Consider the following 22,195-nt stretch of genomic DNA (forward strand, 5'->3'; position numbering starts at 1 on the left):
CGCGGTGGCTGTTTGCCATCTTAGAGGCCTTCGACTGCAAACGCGATTTGTCAATCTACCGGCGTCCATTCGGCGCCGCACACGATCTGCTCATTCCCGCTCCATCATGTCGGCGATCGCCTTGATGCGGCTTCTGGCGTATTTCGGCAGGCCGGCGCTCAGCGAATCGCCGCTGTTGAAGGAGCTGTTGCCCATGAGCAGTTGCGCGGGCACGAGGTTTCGCAGAACGGGGGTCTTGCTGTATTCCCTTTGCTTGTTCAGCACGTCGTTTCTGACCACAATCAGGATGTAGACCGTCGCGATGGCGGCGTCCCGCTCAGTCGGATGTTGTTGCAGAATCGCAAGCAGCTTGCCGAACTGGATGACCTGGTTGACCCAAAAGATGTTCTGCTCGAGCCCGCCGGTGACTGTGGAGTCGAGCCCTGTCAGGCTCGGCAGTTCGGCAAGGTGCGGCTGCGTGACCAACCCGATCTCACTCTGGAACTCGATGAAATCCGGAATGGGCCTTTTGCTCTCCTCGCGCAGCTTGTTGGCAAGCTGAATGCCCGCCGGAATTTTCCCTTCGAACATGTAGCGGGACTGCACGCAGATCGCTTTCGTGTCCTCGCACCAGCGGCGATCCGGCGGACGGTTGTGCGCGGCGACGCCCGTGTCCCTGTTGGGAACAGCATCGCCCGCCGTGATCGGCCGGTGCTTGACCGCCGGATCGATCTGCTCGAGGAACGCGACATTCGCATACCGCGACAGATCCAATGCCGCTGCCGGTCTTGGAAGGCGAAACCGCGCCTCTGCCTGGTAGACTGAGAGCGTCAGCTTCGTTTGCTGATTGAGCGTGGGCTCAACGAAGCTCGGGAAGAGCGAGAGGAAGCGCCGCTGCACCGGACGTGAGCGGGCCCAATCGTCGAAAGGAATGAGTCCCGTCGAGGAATCGGCGAGCTTGTCGTTGCGCTGGTCAGCGAAGATGACTGTGCGAGGTTTGATCTGTGCAATCGGAACGCTGGCGGCTGCGGGCACGTCCTCCAGCCGGAATTCCTGCGCGGCCGCGCCCGTGCATGTGGCGACGCAGGCGGCGATGAGGGCAGCGGCACGGTGCAGTCTCATGGCGTCAATGCTCAATTCAGCCGCCGCCAGAAATAATCGGGATCGACTCGGAGCGGCGGTCGCGGGAGGCGGTCCTCGTCATCGGGATTTCCGCGCCAGGAGGGATATTCGCGCGGACCAAGACGCCAGTTCGGGAATTGAAAGGGCAGCCGGTTATCGCCGTAAAGGCGGTTATCGTAGGACCACGGCTGGAATGGCCCCTCGTCTCCGTCATGACCGCCACGATGAACGTAGCTTTCTGCACGCGAGACGATCCGAAATTGCGTATCATCGATTCTGCCCGACGGATCCCTCTTGAGGTACTCGGTGAAAGCGCGCCCGGAGCCGGCCGGTGCGGGATCGCCGGTATGGGAATCGATCGACAGAGCAACGAGCTGACGCATGGCTTCGCGCGAAGGGCCGTTCAACGCCGTCCTGGGAGCGTGCAACTCCCAGGCTGCCTGCGCGATCGGCTCGAACATCGGCAGCGCCACTTTCCCTCCGGTCTGGCCGCGCCCAAGGGTGCGACGCCCGCCGTCGCCATTGTCGTAGCCGACCCAGATGGCGATGGTGACGTCATTTGTGAAACCGACGAACCAGGCATCGGCCGAATTATCAGTGGTACCGGTCTTGCCGCCGACATAGGGCGAGAGATGCTTCACTACGCGCGCAGTTCCGCGCGCGAGCACGCCCTGCAGCATTGATTTCAACTGGTAAAATGATGCGCGGTCGGCGAAGCCGATCCAGGATACCGCATGCGGATCGTGCCGGTAGATTGGGCGGCCGTCCTGTTCGATCGTTTCGATCGCATGGGGCTGGGGTCGTGCGCCTTCGTTGGCGATCGCCGCATAGAACGCCGCAAGGTCGATGAGCCGCACAGTCTGGGCACCGAGCACGAACGGGTAGTAGCGCATGCATTCCTTGTAGAGCTGCGCTTCCATCGCGAGCAAGCAGACCTGGTCGAGGCCTCGCTCGGCGCTGTCATCGAGACCGGTCGCGAGCAGTTGGGCGGTAGCGAGATTCCGGGAGTTTTCCAGCGCACGCCGCAGTGTAATGGCGCCCGAAGCGCCGCCGTCATAGTTCTTCGGCGACCAGAAACCGCGCTGGCCGGAGGCCGTCGCCCCGATCGGTGCCAGCGTCAGAGGTTCGTCCATCACCAGCGTGTTGGGCTGCAACCCCTTCCGAAGGGCGGCGAGGTAGGTCAGCGGCTTGAAGGTGGAGCCGGGTTGCCGCAGGCTCTGGACGACGCGGTTGAGCTGGCTTGCCGGATAGGAAAAGCCGCCCGCCATCGCGAGAATGCGGCCGGTTTCGTTCTCGAGTACGAGCGCCGCTCCCTGCACGTTCGGTCGAATGCGCAGATCGGCACGCGCCGCTTGCTTACCATTGGCTTTGCGCACCTGCACGTAGATCACGTCGTACGGCTTGAGACTGCGCCGGATCGCGGCGCTCCAGGTGTTCAGCGGCAGGATGCTTCCATCGGTCAGGCCGACGTTGATCGCATGGCTGCTTTTGCCACGCGTATTCTCCAGGACGACCGCCGATTCCCAGTGAACGTCATAGAGAGGTAGCCGCGTCGTCTTCAACGCCACGAGCCAGGCCGGTTCCGTGGCCCTCAGGTCAGCCGCACTCAGACGAACAGCATTGGAAATGTTCGCCTCGGGTCCCTCAAATTTGTACCGATTGGTGTTCAGCTCGTACCGCGCGAGGCCCTCCTGCAATGTTGCTTCGACTGTGCGCTGCAAGGCCGAGTTGACGGTCGAGCGCACCGTGTAGGAGGAACTGGTGAGAGTATCGAGGCCCGCGACCACCTTTGCCTCGCGGGCGACGTGATCGACGAAGTGAAAGCCGAAGTCCCGTCGCGTCGGCCGGTACTCGACAAGCTGCGGCAATACTGCTTGCGCCGCGGCGGCGTCGATCATGGCGTCGTTCTGCATGCGGCCCAGCACGTAGGCAAGCCGCTCGCGCGCGCGCTCAGGGTGGCGGTCAGGATTGAAGTAGTTCGGTCCCTTGGCGAGCCCGGCGAGTAGCGCGCCCTCGACGGCGGAGAGCGCCTTGGCTGGTTTGCCGAAATAGCTGCGCGCCGCCATCTCGATGCCCCAGGCTCCGCGACCGAGATAAATCGAGTTGAGATAGAGCTCGAGGATTTCCGCCTTGGTCAGGGCGCGCTCCATCCGCGAGGCAACGATCATTTCGCGCAGTTTTCTTTCGTAAGTGATGTCGTTGCCCACCAGCAGATTCTTGGCGACCTGCTGCGTGATGGTCGAGCCGCCCTGCGGCCGGCCCGGATGCGTGAAGTTGCCGATGAAGGCGCGGACCAGCCCGCGCTCGTCAATGCCCGCGTGTTGGAAAAAACGCTTGTCCTCGGCTGCGATGAATGCGTTGCGCACCTCCTCTGGGATATCCGCAAGCTTGACCCAGACGCGGCGGTTGTTCGGCTCGTAAATCTCGGCAAGGCGCTCGCGCTTGTTGTCGAGGACTACGCTGGTGCCAGGAAGCCTGAGGTGCTTGAGCTGCACGGCGTCGGGCAGATCCTTGACCGCGCCGTTGTAGAAAGCGATGACCTGGCCAAGATCGACCGGCGATCCTTCCACTTTTTCGACTTTGCAGAACTCCCTGTAGGTCACGTGGAGGTCGGCTAGGTTCAGTCCTTTAAGCGCCTTGATCTCGCTGCTCAGTGCCTCCTTGTCATCCATGGCAGTGGCAATCAGATCGTCGACGTTGATGTCCTCGATGTCGAAAGCCTTGCGCATGTGGTCGCAGCCGGCATTCAAAAGCTGCGCCACCTCGAAGCGGTCGCGCACCGCATCGAATTCCGTCTTGACCCCATCCGGCCGGGTAGTGACCTGGCTGAAGGCCAGCGCCGTGGCGAAGATCTTGATGAGAATCGAGTCCATGACCTGCCGACGGTCGAAAAAGCCGCCTCCGTAAGGTCCCGTTCTTGTAGAACAATACTATAAACAAGGCTGTGTTGAGGAAAAAGTTCCCGAGGTGCCGCCGCCCGCTTTTCCGAACCTTCAGCACCGCTCCGACTTGGCCGGGCCCGCGGAACCAACGCTGCGGCCGGTGCGTTCTAAAAACACCATATTGGCAGCGCAGTCATGAGTACCCCTCTTCCAGTCGTGCTTGCCGCGGCGCTCTTCAGCACCGCCATCGCCACGACGCCTGCGGATGCCGCTCCTCGAAAAAAGAACCCTGCAGCGAGCGTCGCTCAGCCGCCCGCCGACAGATTTTTGGCCTGCGATGTCCGGGTGCGAGACTATCTTCGCGAAGGCGGCGCGGCGATACGGGTGACCAAGATCGAAGTGGACGATGCCCGACTGCAGTTGAACATTCATCATGAGTACGGAGAGGCGGGAAAGTCGTCTCGAAAATACCTCCGCGGGGACACTGAAGAAGAAATGCGCAAGAATCTGCGCGGAATATTGGACGAGTTCGCTGCGGCTGCGAAGGCCGCAACGACTGGTCGAGCTTGGTATGTGATCGCTGCCCGCAAGGTCATGCCGGACCTCCGCGACAATTCGGGCGAGACCACGAATCCATGGACGGCCATCGTGCTGGCAGATTTCGAGGGAAAATGCAGACCCATCACGTTCTATCAGTCTGTCGACCGGAACAAGCTCGATCCTGAACTGAGCAAGAAATTGGATGAGTGAATTTTTCCGCTCGAAGTGATTTGCGGTCGTAGCGACGGCGCCCGGACACCATGAGTATGCTCAACTGCCGTCGCCGGTGAGTTTGTAGTCTTGGCGGCGAGGCTCGGCTTCATCGCCTTTAGGGCGGGTTTGGGCAGCCGTTCTGAAACGCTTTGGAAGTCGCTGCCCAAACCCGGAGCAGGCCGGGCTTTCACCACACGCTCCGCGTGCTGACATCGGTAAGAAAGATCGACCGCGGTGCAACAGGCAGCGGTGGATCCGTCGGGCGCGCCCCTGCGCAAAAGCGCGCCCACGCTGCAGCTGACTGCCGGCGCTTGCTGCGGCCAGAAAGCAAGATGACAAATTGACGAGATGGTGGCAGACTTGGTTTCGAGACCAAGCGCGGCAAGAAAAACCAAGAAAACGATCGCCAAGGTCACGTCGTCAAAGGGAGGAGAGGGCTCATGAAACGCTTGTTTCTGGGATCGCTCGTCGCTGCCCTGATGGCATCGGCGTTTGTCGGATCCACTACTGCAGTCATGGCGCAGACAAAGACGCTGAAGATGCAGGCCTCATGGCCGGCATCGCTCACGCTCTATGATAACTTCACCTACTTCGCCGAGCGGGTGAACAAGCTGTCCGCGGGCGCGCTGAAGATCGAGACGATGCCCGCCGGCCAGGTTGTGCCGGCGTTCGAGGTGCTCGACGCGACCCACAAGAAGGTGCTCGACGGATCGCATGCGTGGGCCGGCTATTGGACCGGCAAGAACAAGACCGCGATTCTGTTCACCGGCGGTCCCGGCGGCACCTTCGGCATGGACTACATGGACGTGATGGGCTGGTTCTATCACGGCGGCGGCCTCGATCTTTACAACGAGTTCTATCAGAAGGAGCTCAAGCTCAACGTCGTCGTGTTCCCCATCCTGCCTGCAGGGCCGCAGGCTTTCGGCTGGTTCAAGAAGCCGATCCAGACGATCGAGGACATGAAGGGAATGAAATGCCGCCAGACCGGCATGGCCGGCGAAGTCTGGCAGGCGCTCGGCTTCAGTGTGGTCAACATGCCGGGCGGCGAGATCATTCCCTCCGCACAGCGCGGCGTGATCGATTGCGCGGAATGGGTCGGCGGCATCGAGGACATGCAGCTCGGCTTCCACAACGTCTGGAAGTATCACTATTCGCCCGGCCTGCACGAGAACGTGACGGTCGGCGAAATCGTGATCAACGGCGATGTGTGGAAGGAGCTCAGCCCGCAGCACCAGGAAATCATCAAGTCGGCTGCCAACGAGGCATTTCTCGTCTGGTGGACCAAGTGGCAGCGCCAGAACGCAGATGCGCTGATTGAGATGCAGCAGAAGCACGGCGTACAGATCCTGCGCACGCCGACCGAGATCCTGCTGGCCTTCATCAAGAAGTGGGACGAGATCGCGGCGGCCGAGGGCGCCAGGAACCCGTTCTTCAAGAAGGTGCACGACTCGCAGAAGACCTATGCCAGCGCTGTGGTGCCGTACAAGCGGTCCTATTTCCCGCCATACTCCTTCATGGCGAACTACTACTTCCCGGTCGAGAAATAGGACCTCGTCCGAGGGCGGCCGGTTTGGCCGCCCTCCATTGCCTGCATCGCGCCGCAAGGCGCGAACCGTAGGGGGAGGGATGGCTGAGGCAACAGACAGGCAGTCGCCGGCGCTGCTGACCATGATCCGGATCATTGACGGCTTCACGGATCGGACCGGTACGATCTTCTCGTGGCTGGCGGTACCGCTGGTTCTGGCCGTCGCCTACGAGGTTGGAGCGCGTTACCTGTTCAACGCGCCGACCGTATGGGCCTACGACGCAACCTACATGCTCTATGGATCGCTGTTCATGCTCGGCGCCGCTTACGCGCTGCACAAGGGCGCTCATATCCGCACCGATTTTTTCTGGGAGAAGTTCTCCACCCGCAGGAAGGGCCTGATCGACACGATCTCCTATATCGTCTTCTTCTTCCCGAGCCTGATCATGCTGTTGCTGATCAGCTGGAACGAGTTTCATTACTCCTGGCAGATCAACGAGATGTCGGACCAGACACCGTGGCGGCCGGTACTGTGGCCGTTCAAGTTCGTCGTGCCGCTCGCCTGCATCTTGCTGCTGATCCAGGGCGTGTCCGAGTTGATCAAGAGCATCTACATGGTGCGCACCGGCGTCGAGCTCGAGCACAAGGAGAAGGTCGAGATATGACCGCAGAAGCGCTCATCGGCCTCATCATGCTTCTGGTGCTGCTCGGAGCGATCTTCATCGGCGTGCCGATCTCGTTCACGCTGCTTTTTCTCGCCTTTGCGTTCGGCTACGTGGGCATGGGCGCGACGGTCTTCGACCTTGCCTACTTCCAGACCATCGGCCTGATGAAGGAGGAGCTGCTGGCCGCCGTGCCGCTGTTCATCTTCATGGGCTTCATCACCGAGCAAGCAGGGCTCATGGAGCGCCTTTTCACGGCGTTCCGCATGCTGCTTGCGCCGGTGCGCGGCGCACTCTTCCTCGTCGTCATCCTGACCTCGACCGTGTTCGCGATGGCGACGGGCATCGTCGGAGCCGCCGTCACCGTTCTTGGCATCATGGCCTCGCCCATCATGATGAAGGCGGGTTATGACGCCAAGCTTTCGGCGGGCACCATCACTGCGGGTGGCACGCTCGGCATTCTCATTCCCCCGTCGGTAATGCTGATCGTGATGGGGCCGGTGCTCGGGGTGTCGGTCGCCGATCTCTATGCTGCAGCCTTCGGGCCGGGCTTCCTGCTGGCCGGCCTCTACATCGTCTATCTGATGGGCCGCGCCTTCCTGAACCCCAAACTCGGGCCGCCGGTGCCAATGGATGAGCGGATCTACTCGGCGGGGTACATTGCGCGCGAGGTGATCGTCGGCACGCTGCCCCTGCTCGGGCTCATCACGGCGACGCTCGGCTCGATCATCGGGGGGCTTGCGACGCCGACGGAGGCCGCCGGCATCGGCAGCGTCGGCGCGCTGACCCTGGCGATCGCATATCGCAGGTTCTCGCTCGGCGGACTGCAGCGAGCGCTGATCTCGACGATGGCGACGTCGAGCATGGTGCTGCTACTGGCGGTCACGTCGAACATTTTCGGTGCGGTGTTCGCCCGCCTCGGCTCGGCGAACTGGATCACCGAGACGATGCTCGGCCTCCAGTTGCCGACCGGCCTCATGCTGATTGTCGTGCTGTTTCTCATTTTCCTGCTGGGTTGGCCGTTCGAGTGGCCAGCCATCATCCTGGTGTTCCTGCCGATCTTCTACCCCGTCGTGAAGGGCATGGGCATCGACCTCATATGGTTCGGAGCATTGGTTGCGGTGGTGCTGCAGACCGCCTTCCTGTCGCCGCCGGTCGCCATGTCGGCGTACTATCTCAAGCAGGTGGTCAAGGGCTGGAGTCTCGCGACGATTTACGCCGGCATGTTCCAGTTCATGATCCTGCAGGTGATCTGCGTTGGACTGATGATCGCCTTCCCCGGCATTGCGACCTGGTTCCCGCAGAGGCTGCACGAGGCATCGCGCAGTCAGGTCATCCCCGAGGAGCACAGGAAAATCCTGGAACAGCAGAAGCTGGCACCGTCCCTGGAAGACGACGACTGGCTGACGCCAAAAAAGAAATAGCCAGCACAGGCCGCATCAGCAGCTTGCTACGCGCACGACGCTGGGTTTGCGTAATTTGCGCAGAATCGCGTGAGTGTTGCGGACCACGCGGCGTACGCGGCCGCACCGCACTTCAACCAGCAGGCGGATCGGTTCGGCGCAGTGTCGTTATCCAGATGACGCGCGCTACCTGCTGGGTCGGATTGTCGAACATGTGCGGCACGATGCTCGGGAAGCGGAAGCTGTCGCCGGCCTCCAGGACATGGGCTTCGTGGTCGAGCCACAGACGCAGGCTGCCCGACAATATGTAGCCCGCCTTTTCACCGGTGTGCTGGAAGAAGTCGGTGCCCGACGAGCCGCCGGGATTGAGCGTGAGTTCATAAAGTTCGAGTTCACCCTTCTCGGCAGGGGTGAGCGCTTCCTTGACGACGCCGCTGGCGGTGAGCCGAAGCAGCCGACGGTCATTCTTCCGCACGATGTAGCGCTGCGGTTCGCCGGCGTCGGTTGCTCCGAAGAAATAGGAGATCGGCACGTCGAGAGCGATGCTGAGAAGACGCAAGGTGCGCACGGACGGCATGGCGAGCGCGCGTTCGAGCTGGCTGATCATGCCGGTGGACAGGCCGGTACGTTTGGCGACGTCCTGAATCGAGAAGCCTGCGCGCTGGCGCAGCAGCCGCACCGTCTCGCCAAGCCGCCGCTGATCGACCGCGTCGTCGCTTTCGATCGCCTGGGCGTTCTTCGGAACGCTCACGCCGCCGCGGCCAGCCATGTCGCTCTCCCGTACATCGTCTCAAAGCCCCAACCGTTTCTGACCCACCGGAACAAGCGGCGATCAGTTTCATCGAATAATCGGACCATATCATCAATGTGATTGACTCGTTTATTTAGCTATGATGAAATTTGGATGCAAATAATTAGACGTACTAAAGCTCAGCTAACCTCTGCGTTGCCGGGTTTTCGAGATCGGGCACGGGGGATCGGTACCGCGCGCGAAAACGGAGACGGTCATGGCGGACGAAACGGGCAAATTCGACATTCCCGCATTGGGCAACTCGGCCTTCGGCATACCGAACCGCCGGCAGTTCATGCTGCTTGGCGCGGGCGCTGCGGCGGGGCTGAGTGCCACCGCCTCCGCCTTTGCCCAGACCGAACGTCCGGGCAATCCGCCCGCCAAGCCACGCGGGCAGGTGATCGCGGCCCTGTCGCAGGAGCCGACCGTCTTTCATCCCCTGATGCCCGGTATCGAGGTCGATCAGGGCGTTTGGTGGCAAGTCTTCTCGCCGTTGTGGTTCATCGATCCTGATGGAAACTTCGTTCCTGACCTGGCCCGCGAAGTCCCCACCATCGAGAACGGCGGGCTGTCGGCCGACGGTCTGATCTGGAAGATCAAGCTGCGCAGTAACGCCAAGTGGCATGATGGCACGGCGTTTACGGCTGATGACGTCAAGTTCTCCCTTGAGCTGATCAACAACACGGATTTCCGCGCGCGCAACCGCGTCGGCCATAACCTGGTCAAGGACATCAAGGTCGTCGCGCCCGACGAGGTTCATTGGCGCATGGAGGCGCCGTATTCGCCCTATATGTCGATCCTGTCGCTGACCTGCATGGTGCCCAAACACATCCTGGAGAAGGTCTCGGATCCGAACAGCTCGCCGTTCCACAATGCACCGGTCGGGACCGGACCGTTCCGTTGGGGCGAGCGCGTGCCTGGCGACCATATCCTGTTGCACGCCCATACCGGCTACCACGGCAAGGGGCCTTATCTGGAGCGCGTCGTTTTCAAATACATCCCGGACCTGACCGTCCTGTACACCCAGTTCCGCACCGGCCAGGTCGACTACACCGGCTTGCAGGGAATCCTGCCGAACTTCGTGCAAGAGGCGAAAACGCTGCGTGGCCGCAAGATTTTCGTGTCGTCGACGGCCTCGGTGGAGCATGTCGCGCCGAACCTGGATTTCGGTCCATTCACCGATCGCATGGTGCGCGAGGCGCTTTATCTCGCGATCAACAAGAAGGCGATCATCGACGCGCTCAATTACGGCCTGCCGACGCAGACCGAGAGTTTTGTGCCGCAGCAGGCCTGGTCGTTCCAGCAGGGCCTGCCGCAGCACAGCTACGATCCGGCGAAGGCAAATGCGCTGCTCGATGCGGCGGGATGGGTCCGCGGCGCGGGCGGCATCCGCGAGAAGGGCGGCGCCAAGCTCGAATTCACCAATTCGACCACGTCCGGCAACGCCGTGCGCGAGCAAACCCAGCAGCTGCTGATTCAGGACTGGCGCGCGATCGGCGCTGCGATGCGCGTGAACAACATGCCGGCTGCGGTCATCTGGGGCGAGTTCTGGCAGCAGTCGAAGTTCAACTCGGTCCTGGTGTCGGTGAACTTCATGCTGGGCAGCGATCCGGACGTGACGCCGCGCTTCGGCTCGGGCGCCATCCCGGCCAAAGGCGGACGCGGCTTCAACACCTATCAATACCAAAGCCCGGAAGCCGACCGGCTGCTCGCCGAGGGCGCCAAGCAGTTCGATCTTGCAAGGCGCAAGGCGATCTATGGCGACCTTCAGAAGCTGATCCGCAACGACCTCGCGGTGCTGCCGCTGTTCCAGGGCACCATCACCGAGGGCGTCAAGGAAGGATTGCAGGGCTTCCGGCACAACATCAACGCCTCGTCCAACTGCTGGAACATCCGCGAATGGTACTGGACCTGACGCGTCTGATCCGGGGGATTGCCTGAATGGCCCGTTACGTCGCCAATCGCCTGATGCAGGCGATCATGTTGCTGGTGATTGTCTCGGCGCTCGGCTTTGCGATCCTGCATCTGGCGCCTGGCGGCCCGCTCTCCCAATTCGCCGCCTCGGCGCAAATGACGCAGGAGGACCTCGATCGCGTCACCAGGCAGCTCGGCCTCGATCGTCCGCTTCCGATCCAGTATCTCGACTGGTTCGGCCGCATGGTCAGGGGCGACTGGGGCCGATCCTATCGGGACGGCGAGGCGGTGCTGTCCGTCATCGGCTCGCATCTCGGCGCCACGCTCGAACTGATGGCGACAGCGACCCTCATTGCGGTTCTGCTCGGCTGCTGGATCGGCGTGCTTGGCGCCGTGCGCCGCTATTCCTTGTTCGATTCGCTGGCAACTGTCGGCGCCATGATCGCGCTCTCCATTCCGACGTTCTGGTTCGGGCTCGTCACGATCTATCTGTTTTCGGTGAAGCTCGGCTGGTTGCCGTCGGGCAACCGGCACACGATAGGTGACGGCTCATTTCTCGATCTCCTGCATCATCTGATCGCACCGGCCGTCGTGCTGGCGCTTGTCGAGACCGCCATCTGGGGGCGCTTCATGCGCTCCTCCATGCTCGAGGTCATCAACCAGGATTACATCCGCACGGCGCGCGCCAAGGGGATGCCGGAGTGGCGCATCCTGACGGTGCATGCCTTGCGCAACGCGCTGCTGCCGATGATAACAGTTGCGGGCCTTCAGTTTCCAACATTGCTCGGCGGCGCGCTGGTCACCGAGACCGTCTTCACTTGGCCTGGCATGGGCCGGCTGTTCCTCGATTCCATCGGCTATCGCGATTATCCGGTCGTGATGGGCATCCTGATGTTTTCGGCCATGATGGTGCTGATAGGTTCGCTTCTCGCCGACATCCTCTATGCCGTCGTCGATCCTCGGATCCGGGTGGGATAGGCGATGAGCACCGCAGCCTTGCAGACCGTCCAACTTGCTCCTGGCCAGGCCGCCTGGCAGCGCTTCCGGCGTCACAAGCTGGCTCTGGCGGGTGCCGTGACCATCGTCATCCTCGTGCTGGGTTCGGCGTTCGGCCCTTATCTTTTGCCGTTCGACGACACCTTTATCGACATCATGAAGCGGTTCGCGCCGCCATTGTCGGGAGCCCACATCCTTGGCACCGACGAACTCGGCCGCGACGTGCTGGCGCGGCTGATGATGGGAGGCCGCGTGTCGCTCTCCATCGGCATCGTCGCCATGACCATCGCCATGGCGGTCGGCATCCTGGTCGGCGCTTTCGCGGGCTTCTACGGCGGCGTCATCGGTGCCGTGCTGATGCGGTTCGTCGATGCCGTGCTGTGCTTCCCGGCGATCTTTCTGCTGCTGGCGCTCGCGGCGCTCACCGAGCCGGGCCTGATGACCACCACCTTGCTGATCGCGGCCACCGCGTGGATGAGCGTCGCCCGCGTGGTGGAAGCGCAGGTCCGTTCGCTGCGCGAACGCGAGTTCGCGATCGCCGCCGTCGCCTTCGGCTCGTCGAACCTGCGGATCATGTTCCGCGAACTCGTACCAAACGCCATGGCGCCGATCGTGGTTGCGGCGACGCTCAACGTCGCCAAGGCGATCCTGCTCGAATCCTATGTCAGCTATTTGGGTTTCGGCATTCAGCCGCCGGCCGCGAGCTGGGGCAACATGCTCAACAATGCGCAGATCTACATGACGAGTGCGCCCTGGCTTGCGATTGCGCCGGGCATTGCCATCACGCTCGCCGTGACCAGCTTCAACTTCCTCGGCGACGGACTGCGCGACGCCCTCGATCCGCGCATGAACATCCCATGAAGCGCCAACCAGAGCGTTTTCCAGCGAAGTGGATACCGGTTCACCTGAAGAAAACGCGTCAAAACAAAAACCTAGAGCCCGTTCCGATACAATCGGAACGGAAAAGGCTCTAGCTTCGATCAACTTTACTGTCAGGAGAGTCTCATGTCCCCGCCACTCAGCCGCATCACAAGCGACGAACGCTTGCCGGCGCAAGCCGATGTCGTCGTCATCGGCGGTGGCGTCATCGGCGTTTCGGCGGCCTATCACCTGGCGAAGAAAGGACACTCCGTCGCGCTGATCGAGAAGGGGCATGTCGGCGCCGAGCAGTCGAGCCGCAACTGGGGCTGGTGCCGCCAGCAGGGCCGTGCCCGCGCCGAGATCCCGCTGGCCCGCGAGGCGCTGCGGCTGTGGGAGGACATGCAGAACGACGCCGGCGTCGATGCCGGCTTTCGGCGTACCGGTGTCTTGTTCCTGACCAAGAACCCGCAGGAACTGGCCGCGTGGGAGAAATGGGCCGAGATCGCCCGCGAACAGCAGGTTCATTCAACCGTCTTGTCGGCGGCCGAGGTCGCCGAGCGCGTGCCCGGCAATGCCGATAGCTGGGTCGGTGGTTTGCACACGCCGAGTGACGGGCGCGCCGAGCCTTCGATGGCCGTGCCGGCGCTCGCGGCCGCCGCGCGCAAGCACGGTGTAACGATTCATCAGGGCTGCGCCGCGCGCGGGCTCGAAACCCAGGGCGGACAGGTAAGCGCGGTCGTCACCGAGAAGGGGGCCATTCGCACGCAGTCCGTGCTGCTGGCGGGTGGGGCCTGGTCGTCGCTGTTCTGCCGGCGCCACGGCATTGAGCTGCCGATCGGCCTCGTCAACGCCACCGCGTGCCGCACCACGCCGGCGCCGGAAATCACGATGGGCGCGCTCGGTACCGACTTCTATTGCATTCGCCGCCGCCTCGATGGCGGCTTTACGCTGGCGCTGCGCGGCCGCGGCACGGTGGAAGTGTCGCCGGATCTGTTTCGCTATGCCAAAACCTTCTGGCCGACCTACAAGCAGCGCCGCAAGGGGTTGAAGCTGTCGTTCGGAAAGTCGTTTTTCGACCAGATCATGCGCGGCACCAGCTGGAGTCTCGACAAGCCTTCGCCGTTCGAGACCGAGCGGGTGCGCGATCCCGCGCCTGATATGTCGCTGGTCACTTCGGCGCTCGCGGCGCTGATCAAGTCAAATCCCGAGTTGAAAGGCATCGAAGTCGCGGAGGCCTGGGGAGGCACCATCGACACGACGCCCGACACCATTCCGGTGATTTCACCTGTCGATGCGATGCCAGGGTTTTTCCTCGCGACCGGCTTCAGCGGCCATGGCTTCGGCATTGGCCCGGCAGCCGGCAAGCTCGCTGCCGACCTCGTCACGGGCGAAACGCCGCTGGTCGATCCGGCGGCCTACAGCCATATGCGCCTGATCGACGGCCGGCCGCTGGCGCCGGTCAGCCTGTTCTAGCGGTGCCGGATCGGGGCAGCTCGCCATGACATTCCTCTACAAGGCGAATGCAACCCGCGGCCTCGAATGGGCCCGCCATTTTGCGGCGCGCGCCCCGGAGCTGCCGTTCCGGCTCTGGCCTGATATCGGCGATCCGGCAGAGGTACGCTATCTCGCGGTATGGAGCCCGCCGGAAAACATCGCCACAACCTTCCGCAATCTCGAACTCGTCTTCTCGGTCGGGGCAGGGGTCGATCAATTCGATTTCTCGCAGCTCCCGCCTCATGTTCCGCTCATCCGCATGCTGGAGCCCGGCATTGCGGAAGGCATGGTTGAATATGCCACCATGGCCGTGCTCGCACTGCATCGCGATCTCGTGCACCTCATCGCCCAGCAGCGCCAGCAGATCTGGCGCGAGATCCGGATCACGCCGGCGGCGAAACGGCGTGTTGGCGTGATGGGCCTCGGCCTGCTCGGTCAGGCGGTGCTTGAACGGCTCAAACTATTCGGCTTTCCGCTCGCGGGGTGGAACCGCTCCCCACGCACCATAGAGGGTGTCACTTGTTATGCGGGCCGGGAGACATTGCTGGATTTTTTGGCGCAGACCGACATCCTTGTCTGCCTGCTGCCGCTGACCGATGAAACCCGCGGCATCCTGAATATGAGTCTGTTCGAGGCGCTGCCGCGTGGCGCTCAACTCGTCAATGTCGGGCGGGGCGGGCATCTGGTCGAGGCAGACCTGATTGCGGCGCTGGAGCGCGGCCTGTTGTCGTCAGCCGTTCTTGACGTCGCCGAACAGGAACCGCTGCCGGCAGGCCACCCGTTCTGGAACCATCCGCGCATCCTGCTCACACCACATATCGCAAGCATGACGACGCCGGAAACGGCGGTCGAATTCGTGCTCGATACCATCGGTCGCCACCGCCGCGGTGAAATCTTGCCGGGGCGTGTCGATCGTGACCGCGGCTACTGAAACCGTGCATTGAAAGCTTCAGGATGAGTATTGGCCCAAGCGGACTTGACCATCTCGCCACCGGCGTGAAGCCGGCCCAGGCAGCGGGTTCGCCGGTGCTGTCGATCGCGGGTCTGACCACCTCGTTCATCCGCGACGGGCAATGGATTCCCGTCGTCCGGAACGTGTCGTTCGACGTTGCCGCGAAGGAGACTGTGGCGATCGTCGGGGAATCTGGCTCGGGCAAGAGCGTCACCGCGCTCTCCATCATGCGGCTCATTCCGCAGGAGAGCGGCCGCATCGTGGGCAGCATCAAGCTCGCGGGTCGCGATCTCCTGACGCTGCCCGAACAGACCATGCAGGATGTGCGCGGCAACGAAGTTGCCATGATCTTCCAGGAACCGATGACCAGCCTCAATCCGGTGCTGACCATCGGCTTCCAGATCGCCGAAGCGCTGATCTACCATCGGGGCATGTCGCGCGCGGCGGCCGAGGCCGAGACCGTTTGCCTGCTCGAGAGGGTCCGCATCCCGGCGGCGAAGTCGCGTTTCCATGAACATCCCCATCGCTTCTCCGGGGGCATGCGCCAGCGCGTGATGATCGCCATGGCGCTGGCCTGCAGGCCGAAGCTGCTCATCGCCGACGAGCCGACCACCGCGCTCGACGTCACGATCCAGGCGCAGATCCTCGAACTCCTCAAGGTTCTGCAGGAAGAAGAGGATATGTCGATCCTCTTCATCACGCATGACATGGGAGTGGTGGCCGAGATCGCGGACCGCACCGTGGTGATGTATGACGGCCAGGCGGTGGAAGCCGACAGCACCGCACGGATCTTCGCCGCGCCTTCGCATCCTTATACCCGCGCGCTTCTCTCCGCTGTGCCGCGTCTCGGCTCCATGGAAGGGCGGGCGCGGCCGATGCGATTTCCGATCGTCGACAAGGTAACGGGAACGTCGGATGAACCGACGGAGACGCCCGATACGGTCGCCGCATCAGAGCGGCCGGTGCTCGACGTCGCCAACCTGACCACGCGGTTTCCGATCCGCTCCGGCCTGTTCGGCAAGGTCTCGGGCCGCGTCCATGCGGTGGAGAACATATCCTTCAGCGTGCACGCCGGCGAAACACTGGCGCTTGTCGGCGAGTCCGGCTGCGGCAAGTCGACGACGGGACGGTCCATCCTCAAGCTGGTCGAGCCGGACAGCGGCTCCGTGCTGGTCGATGGCGAGGATGTCCTCGGCATGGGCGCCTGGGCTCTGCGTGCGTTGCGCAAGCGCATGCAGATCGTCTTCCAGGATCCGTTCGCGAGCCTCAATCCGCGCATGTCGGTCGGCTCGGCGGTCGCCGCGCCGCTCTATGCCCATGGACTGGCTTCTTCGTCGCAGGCGCGCGACAAGGTTGCCGATCTATTGGTTCGCGTCGGACTGACGGCGGATATGGCGTCGCGCTTTCCGCACGAGTTTTCCGGCGGGCAACGCCAGCGCATCTGCATCGCCCGCGCGTTGGCGCTCGGGCCCAGGCTGATCATCGCCGACGAGGCGGTCTCGGCGCTCGACGTCTCGGTCAAGGCGCAGGTAGTCAATCTGATGCTCGACCTTCAGGCGAGCATGGGTCTTGCCTATCTGTTCATCTCCCATGACATCGCGGTCGTCGAGCGGATGAGCCACCGTGTCGCTGTCATGTATCTCGGCGAAATTGTCGAGATCGGACCCCGCGCGGCGGTGTTCGGGAATCCGCAGCATCCCTATACCAGGAAGCTGATGGCGGCCGTACCGATCCCCGATCCTGCGCGCCGCGCCGAGAAGCGCGGTGTATCCAACGACGAAATCAAAAGTCCCGTGCGCGCGCCCGACTACCAGCCTCCGGTCCGCCAGTACCGCGAGGTCACACCGGGCCACGTCGTCCAGGTTTGGGACGAAGAATGGTCGGGCTAACTGGTATCCCGAATCGCTTGTGAGCGCGCCTGCTCAGCCCTTCACCATATCTCCGAGCAAGTTCGCCGCCACCGTCAGCTTCGCGAGCGTCAGGCCGCTGGCCACAATCTCCTCGACCGAGCGGCGAATGCGCGTCGCTTCAGGATGAGCCGCCAGCCAGCTCCCGGCGGCCTCCTGGCCGCATTGGCCGGTTGCCAGCATGTCCGCAGCCAGCCTTCTTTCGGCGGCTGCGATCTGGTCAATGGCGCGATCAATGGCGAGACGTTCGTAGTTATCGTTGGCCGGGACGCTGCGTGCCGCGGCGATAAGGCGATCGAGACGGAAATTAGCCTCGGCGGCGAAGAAGGTAGCGGCGGCGTCGCCGATGGTCCGGCTGGTGCGCTCCGCTACAGTCACGATATCCGGTGCCGAGACCAAGGCGTCGAGATCGGCGAACTCGCCTGCGACGTCGGCTGGGACGCCGGCATCGATCAGGTCCTGCCGTCGCTTGCCGCGCCCGGCCAGCAAGTCCTCCGGAAGGGTCTTGTCGAGCCCAGCGACGATCTCGCGGATGCTCGGGCCGAAGCGCGCGATGACCGGGTCCAGACCGGCCTTGAAATCGACGTTGCGCACATACCAGACCATCCGGGAAAGCAGGAGATCCTGAATCGCGGCGTAGAGGGTAAGTTGCAATTGCCCGTCGATGCGGGTGTCGAGCGCATCGATCGCGTCGTTCAGCCGCTTCAGACCGTAGGATTCATTCACCGCCACGAAGGCCATGACAATGGTCGACGCCTCGGCGTCCGTCTCGTCGATCAGGCGCACGACACACGCCGGGCCGCCGCGATTGATGACGGCATTGGCGAGACTGGTGGCGACAATCTCCCGCCGAAGGCGATGCTGTTCCACTGCAGCGGGGAATTTGTCCTTAACCTCGCGCGGGAAGTACTGAGACAATTCGCGGGCAAGATACGGATCGTCAGGCACGCTGGCGGCGAGCAGATCGTCGTAAAGCGTCAGCTTGGCGTAGGCAAGCAGCACGGCAAGTTCCGGCCGAGTCAGGGATTGGCCGCGCCGGGCGCGTTCGGCGATCGCCGCGTCGTCGGGCAGGAATTCCACAGCGCGGCTGAGAAGGCCGCGCTGCTCGAGCGACTGCATCAGGCGCGTGAGGAATCCGGTCTCTGCCAGGCCCTTGCGTTCGGCCAGCGAAAGCGCCAGCGTCTGCAGATAATTGTTACGTAGCACCAGGGCGCCGACCTCGTCGGTCATCGCGGCCAGCAGGCTGTTGCGGTCAGCCGCACTGAGGTGTCCCTCGCGCTCGGGGCGCGCCAGCGCGATCTTGATATTGACCTCGACGTCGGAGGTGTTCACGCCGGCCGAATTGTCGATCGCGTCGGTGTTGAGCCTGACGCCTTTCTGCGCGGCTTCGATGCGGCCGCGCTGGGTCACGCCAAGGTTGGCGCCCTCGCCGATCACCCGGGCACGGATATCGGCGCCGGTGACGCGGATCGGATCGTTGGCGCGATCGCCGACCTGATCGTCGCTTTCCCCCGACGCGCGGATATAGCTGCCGATGCCGCCAAACCAGAGCAGGTCGACGCGCGCTTTCAGGATCGCCGTCATCACCTCGAACGGCGTGGCTTGCGGTTTGTCGAGATCAAGCAGGCTGCGGACTTCCGGGGCGAGCGCAATGGCCTTGAGAGAGCGCGAGAACACGCCGCCGCCTTGCGAGATCAGCCCCTTGTTGTAATCCTGCCAGCTCGACCGCGGCAGGTTGAACATGCGCAGGCGTTCGGCGTGGCTGACGGCCGGGTCGGGCGAGGGATCGATGAAGATGTCGCGGTGATCGAAAGCCGCGACCAGCCTGGTCGCCGGCGACAGCAGCATACCATTGCCGAACACATCGCCGGACATGTCGCCCACGCCGGCGGCGGTGAACGGCATGGTCTGAATGTCGGTGCCGAGCTCGCGGAAGTGGCGCTTCACCGCCTCCCAGGCGCCGCGCGCCGTGATCCCCATCTTCTTGTGGTCATAGCCCTGGCTGCCGCCGGAGGCGAAGGCGTCGCCGAGCCAATGGTTCTTCTCGGTCGAGATCGCGTTGGCGATGTCGGAAAAGGTGGCGGTGCCCTTGTCAGCGGCGACGACGAGGTAGGGGTCGTCGCCGTCATGCCGCACGGTGGAGTCGGGCGACACGATGTCGTCGCCGTCGAGATTGTCGGTGAGTTCGAGCATGGAGCGAATGAAGATGCGATAGGCTTCGGTGCCTTCGGCCATGAAGGCGTCGCGATTGGAGGGCGGCGGCAGGCGCTTGGGCACGAAGCCGCCCTTGGCGCCGACCGGCACGATCACGGCGTTCTTGACCTGCTGGGCCTTGACCAGGCCGAGGATCTCGGTGCGGAAGTCTTGCGGCCGGTCAGACCAGCGCAACCCGCCGCGCGCGACCTTGCCGAAGCGCAGATGAATACCTTCGACACGCGGCGAATAGACGAAGATCTCGTAGAGCGGCCGCGGGGCCGGCAGGTCCTCGATCTTGCGCGCGTCGAACTTGAACGAGATTACCGGACGCGGATGTCCGTCCTGGCCGATCTGCCACAGATTGGTGCGGATGGCTGCCTGCACCAGATTGGTGAAGCGGCGCAGGATGCGGTCTTCGTCGAGCGAAGCGACGGATTTGAGCTGCTCCTCGATCTCGGTGAGGAGGGTCGCCTCACGTGCCGAGCGCTCGGCGTCGGTGGCGGCGAGGCGCGGATCGAGGCGGGCCTGGAACAGCGCGACCATGCTGGCGGTGATCGCGGTGTTCCTGCGCAAGGTCTCCCACATGTAGTCCTGGCTGAACGGCGCGCGGATCTGGTGCAGGTAGCGGGAGAGCGCGCGGATGGTCGAAACCTCGCGCCAGCTCAGGGCCGTACGCAGGATGAGGGCGTTGTATCCGTCGGATTCGGCCCGATCGCCGACCACCGCCATGATCGAGGCTTCCAGACGATGGCCGAATTCCGAGCTGATCACGATCGGCTTGCCGTCGTTGGCCTCGATCGTCATGTCGTGCAGCCATACCGGCGCCGGCGCCGGCATGGCGCGAGGCACGATCTGATAGGTGCGCTCGTTGACGACGCGCAGGCCGTGATGTTCGATCACCGGCACCCGGTACGACAGCGACAGGGGCGCGCCAAGCGAGAAGACCTTGAGACCGAAGCGCGTTGGATCGTCTTCGCCCTCGATATGGTGGGCCGAAATCGCCACCGGTCGCGCCGGGGTGAGCTTTTCGATGGTGGCGATATCGGCAATCGCCTGCGAGGTGCCGAAGGCCTCGGTGTAGCCGCCAGTGAAGGCCTGGGCGTAACGGTTGGCGAGCATGCGCGCTCGCATGCCGTCGGTGGAGGCGGCGAGCGCCGCCTTCAGCTTGTCGCCCCAGGTCGCGGCGATGGTGCTGATCTCGGCTTCCAGCGCAGCGCGCTCGACGACAGGCGTTTTGCCGTCATAGCGCCCGATGATGTAGTGGACGCGCGCAAGCGATCCCTCGGGGAAGGAAGCGTACGAGGCCGCCAGGCGCCCCTTGTAGACCTGCGCCAGGAAGTCCCCGACGCGCGTGCGCACATCGGTGTCATATTTCTCGCGCGGGATGAAGACGAGGATGGAGACGAAACGGTCGAACTTGTCGGCCCGTGCCAGCGCCCGCACGCGGGGACGCTCATAGAGCGTCAGGACTTCCATGACGAAATTGTAGAGCGTTTTGGCATCGAGCTGGAAGAGCTCGTCGCGTGGATAATCTTCGAGGATATGCAGGACCGCCTTGCCTGAGTGACTGGCTGGGTCGAAGCCGGCGCGCTGCAGCACCTGTTCGACCTTGTGGCGGACATAGGGGATCTGCCGCGCCGAGCGGGTATAGGCACCCGAGGTGAACAGGCCGACGAGGCGCAACTCGCCCTCGAGCCGCCCGTCGGACGCATAGAGCTTGATGCCGACATAATCCATGCGGACACGCCGATGAACACGGCTGTTCACATTCGCCTTGACCACCATCAGAACGGTCGGCTCGCGCATGAATTCGCGGATTTCCGGCGTCATGACCACCATTTCGGCGCCGCGGCGAAGAACCTTCACATCGGGATCACGCAGGATGCCGAGGCCTTCGCCGGTGCTGATGTCGTCCGGCGCATCGGCGTCGGGCGAGAATCGATATTCGCGCAAGCCCAGGAAGGTGAAATTGTCGGCGCACAGCCATTGCAGGAACTGGTTGGCTTCGGCCACCTCGTCGATCGGCAGCGGCGGCGGATTGGAGCGGAAGGTCATGATCGCCTGCTCGACCCGGGCGCGCATGGCCCGCCAGTCGCCGACGCAGGCGCGCACGTCGTTGAGCGTCCTGGTCAGGCCCTCGATCAGTTTCTGGCGGTCGGCATCGGCGTCCAGGCGCGCGATGTGGAAATGAATCAGGCTTTCGCGTTCGCCCTTTGCTCCCTCGGGCAGCGCTTCGCCGTGGAAATGCTCCAGCTTGCCTTGGTCGTTGCGCTCCACGGCGATGATCGGGTGGGCGACCAGCGTGACCTCGATGCCCCGCTCGGCGAGCTCCGCCATGGTGGAATCGAACAGGAAGGGCATGTTGTCGTTGAGAACTTCGAGCACGGAAATCTCGCGCCCGTCGGGCATCATCGGATTGACGACACGGATGTCGGCACGGCCCGTCGTGCGTTGCTGCACATGCTCCCAGGCCTGTTCCGCCAGGAAGGCCAGGGAGGCCGCATCGTAGTTGGCGAGGTCCTCGAGATTGGTATGGCCGAACAGATGCTCGGCAAAGGATCGGGGCGCCTTGCCTGGCTGCACGTTACCCGCAGCTTCGCGGATCAGGGTCGCCCGGGCCTTGTCGTCACGCCACGACGCCATAAGGTCCTCCATTTCTCTCGCCGTCTGACCGCAGCCGCGATCGTTCGCTGGATTCTGGAGTGCATCTCTTTGGGCGCATCGCTTTGGCCGGGATTGATCGCGTACGCGCAATCCTC

The 22,195-nt window shown here is 63.2% G+C and carries 14 protein-coding genes; 10 read left to right on the forward strand and 4 right to left on the reverse strand.

The annotated features are described in order from the left end of the window. Positions 1 to 90 precede the first annotated feature (90 nt). The gene (locus JQ574_RS17600) at positions 91 to 1,116 is read right to left on the reverse strand and encodes a hypothetical protein (protein WP_212207726.1); all 1,026 of its coding nucleotides are present in this window, start codon (positions 1,114 to 1,116) and stop codon (positions 91 to 93) included. Further along, a complete protein-coding gene (locus JQ574_RS17605; protein ID WP_212383748.1) occupies positions 1,113 to 3,974 on the reverse strand; it encodes a penicillin-binding protein 1A in 2,862 nt (953 codons plus the stop codon). The genes JQ574_RS17600 and JQ574_RS17605 overlap by 4 nt, the downstream gene beginning before the upstream one ends. A gap of 204 nt (positions 3,975 to 4,178) precedes the next feature. On the opposite strand from JQ574_RS17605, the gene JQ574_RS17610 reads away from it, so the two are divergent. The 4 genes from JQ574_RS17610 (at position 4,179) to JQ574_RS17625 (ending at position 8,347) form a co-directional block, all read left to right on the forward strand. Further along, on the forward strand, positions 4,179 to 4,733 hold the full coding sequence (locus JQ574_RS17610; protein WP_212207728.1) for a hypothetical protein: 555 nt from the start codon (positions 4,179 to 4,181) through the stop codon (positions 4,731 to 4,733). Between the two features lie 443 nt (positions 4,734 to 5,176). Continuing rightward, entirely contained in the window at positions 5,177 to 6,283 is a 1,107-nt protein-coding gene (locus JQ574_RS17615) for a TRAP transporter substrate-binding protein (protein ID WP_212207729.1), read from the forward strand. A 79-nt stretch (positions 6,284 to 6,362) separates the two neighbouring features. After that, positions 6,363 to 6,926 (forward strand): TRAP transporter small permease subunit, encoded by a 564-nt coding sequence (locus tag JQ574_RS17620; RefSeq protein WP_212207730.1) that lies wholly within the window; start codon positions 6,363 to 6,365, stop codon positions 6,924 to 6,926. Then, on the forward strand, positions 6,923 to 8,347 hold the full coding sequence (locus JQ574_RS17625) for a TRAP transporter large permease subunit (protein ID WP_212207731.1): 1,425 nt from the start codon (positions 6,923 to 6,925) through the stop codon (positions 8,345 to 8,347). The genes JQ574_RS17620 and JQ574_RS17625 overlap by 4 nt, the downstream gene beginning before the upstream one ends. A gap of 112 nt (positions 8,348 to 8,459) precedes the next feature. Here JQ574_RS17625 and JQ574_RS17630 read toward each other — a convergent pair whose 3' ends face one another. Next, positions 8,460 to 9,095, reverse strand: a complete 636-nt coding sequence (locus JQ574_RS17630) for a helix-turn-helix domain-containing protein (RefSeq protein ID WP_212207732.1) — start codon at positions 9,093 to 9,095, stop codon at positions 8,460 to 8,462. Positions 9,096 to 9,333: 238 nt separating this feature from the next. On the opposite strand from JQ574_RS17630, the gene JQ574_RS17635 reads away from it, so the two are divergent. The 6 genes from JQ574_RS17635 (at position 9,334) to JQ574_RS17660 (ending at position 17,222) form a co-directional block, all read left to right on the forward strand. Further along, positions 9,334 to 11,031, forward strand: a complete 1,698-nt coding sequence (locus tag JQ574_RS17635; protein ID WP_212207733.1) for a peptide ABC transporter substrate-binding protein — start codon at positions 9,334 to 9,336, stop codon at positions 11,029 to 11,031. Between the two features lie 26 nt (positions 11,032 to 11,057). Further along, the gene (locus JQ574_RS17640) at positions 11,058 to 12,008 is read left to right on the forward strand and encodes an ABC transporter permease (RefSeq protein ID WP_212207734.1); all 951 of its coding nucleotides are present in this window, start codon (positions 11,058 to 11,060) and stop codon (positions 12,006 to 12,008) included. A gap of 3 nt (positions 12,009 to 12,011) precedes the next feature. After that, a complete protein-coding gene (locus JQ574_RS17645) occupies positions 12,012 to 12,887 on the forward strand; it encodes an ABC transporter permease (RefSeq protein WP_212207735.1) in 876 nt (291 codons plus the stop codon). A gap of 144 nt (positions 12,888 to 13,031) precedes the next feature. Further along, entirely contained in the window at positions 13,032 to 14,360 is a 1,329-nt protein-coding gene (locus JQ574_RS17650) for an FAD-binding oxidoreductase (RefSeq protein ID WP_212383749.1), read from the forward strand. A gap of 25 nt (positions 14,361 to 14,385) precedes the next feature. Next, positions 14,386 to 15,312: a glyoxylate/hydroxypyruvate reductase A gene (locus tag JQ574_RS17655; RefSeq protein ID WP_212207737.1), complete on the forward strand. Its 927-nt coding sequence runs from the start codon at positions 14,386 to 14,388 to the stop codon at positions 15,310 to 15,312. Positions 15,313 to 15,335: 23 nt separating this feature from the next. After that, positions 15,336 to 17,222, forward strand: coding sequence for an ABC transporter ATP-binding protein (locus JQ574_RS17660; RefSeq protein ID WP_212383750.1), 1,887 nt, complete (start codon positions 15,336 to 15,338; stop codon positions 17,220 to 17,222). A gap of 33 nt (positions 17,223 to 17,255) precedes the next feature. Here JQ574_RS17660 and JQ574_RS17665 read toward each other — a convergent pair whose 3' ends face one another. Beyond that, positions 17,256 to 22,091, reverse strand: a complete 4,836-nt coding sequence (locus JQ574_RS17665; RefSeq protein ID WP_212207739.1) for an NAD-glutamate dehydrogenase — start codon at positions 22,089 to 22,091, stop codon at positions 17,256 to 17,258. Positions 22,092 to 22,195 lie beyond the last annotated feature (104 nt).

It is taken from the genome of Bradyrhizobium sp. AUGA SZCCT0158 (assembly GCF_018130065.1).
In the GTDB taxonomy this organism is placed as follows: Bacteria; Pseudomonadota; Alphaproteobacteria; order Rhizobiales; family Xanthobacteraceae; genus Bradyrhizobium.